The sequence below is a fragment of the Thalassospira mesophila genome (genome assembly GCF_002115755.1).
Lineage (GTDB): Bacteria > Pseudomonadota > Alphaproteobacteria > Rhodospirillales > Thalassospiraceae > Thalassospira > Thalassospira mesophila.
On the sequence record NZ_JFKA01000080.1, the window covers coordinates 1 to 359 of the forward strand.

At 32.0% G+C, this 359-nt stretch carries 1 protein-coding gene; it reads left to right on the top strand.

The genetic code is table 11. The features are described from left to right. Positions 1-182 (top strand): DUF3967 domain-containing protein (locus tag TMES_RS22125; RefSeq protein WP_085586603.1); only part of this gene is annotated, 182 nt, incomplete at its 5' end. Positions 183-359: the final 177 nt, after the last annotated feature.

Sequence of the window (359 nt, forward strand, 5' to 3'; positions counted from 1 at the left end):
AAATGAAATTCAACCAAGAATTATTGAAGCAGATCCAACAAAGAGATGAGTATATTTCAAAAAAATTAGAGAATAGAGATCGTGAACTTTTAGATGCTGTTAAGGGAATGCAAGAAACTCAAAAACTTATTGCTGCTAGTGAAGAAAAGAAAAAAAAGTGGTGGGAGTTTTGGAAGGTTTAATTTAGTGAAAGTGTGCTTAACCATATAAGTTTGTATATTATGAAGGACCTTAAAAGCGCATTGGAACTAATATTACCCTGGTTTTCTATGAGATGTAATAGAAGATTCATTGAAAAATGGCACCTTTGAGGTGTCTTCTTCTATGTATTATGCCGTGTTGTATATAGAATTTGCTTC